The sequence below is a fragment of the Bartonella queenslandensis genome (assembly GCF_018155095.1).
Taxonomy (GTDB): Bacteria; Pseudomonadota; Alphaproteobacteria; order Rhizobiales; family Rhizobiaceae; genus Bartonella; species Bartonella queenslandensis_B.
This window is the reverse complement of sequence record NZ_NAAI01000036.1, coordinates 1-624: the sequence shown is the minus strand read 5'-3', so window position 1 is coordinate 624 and position 624 is coordinate 1. Positions and strand designations below refer to the sequence as shown.

The 624-nt window shown below is 35.6% G+C and carries 2 protein-coding genes; both read left to right on the top strand.

Going from position 1 to position 624, the window contains the following annotated elements; genetic code table 11:
• Positions 1–194: YadA-like family protein (locus B5V81_RS08615; RefSeq protein ID WP_212113102.1), on the top strand; the 194-nt coding region annotated here is incomplete at its 5' end.
• A 137-nt stretch (positions 195–331) separates the two neighbouring features.
• Positions 332–472, top strand: a complete 141-nt coding sequence (locus B5V81_RS08610; RefSeq protein ID WP_212113101.1) for a hypothetical protein — start codon at positions 332–334, stop codon at positions 470–472.
• Positions 473–624 lie beyond the last annotated feature (152 nt).

Below are 624 nucleotides of genomic sequence, written 5' to 3'. Positions count from 1 at the left end.
CTAACTTACGTTATAATGACTCACCAGGAAAGTTAAGTGTTGCACTTGCTAGTGGTATATGGCTCAATCAGTCTGCCTTTGCTGTTGGTGCTGGTTATACTTCTGAAGATGGGAATACCCGTTCTAGCCTATCTATCACCAGTGCTGGAGGCCGCTGGGGTGTAGGTGTAGGATTAAGCTTAACGCTAAATTAATAAAATTCACGACTATTATTTTCAAAATCGCTCCTGTTTATCCAAGACAGGGGCGAAAAGTATTTGACCATTAAAGGAACGACTTTCACATATAACAATTGTCAGCATTGGTGCTGAAAATAAAAAAGAAAAAAAGTGTGAAGAGTGGCGCATTTTATGCAAATTTAACAGAAGCAGTGGAGAGGCTGGTTCGTTATTGCATGACTATTATCAAACAGCAGATGAAGATTGTTCTTGAAGATGCAGAACAGTATACAAGTCAGCAAGGATATCGTTAATGATATTCAATCTTATACAAATATAAAGAAATTTTAAGTGTTGAATTATGATATTGGGAATATCAAAAAAGAAGAAAAATAAACTGTAACGGTTACTTTAGTCGTACGCAATGTAAGCTATGATAATATCTAGGTTAACATAAGTATTTAAC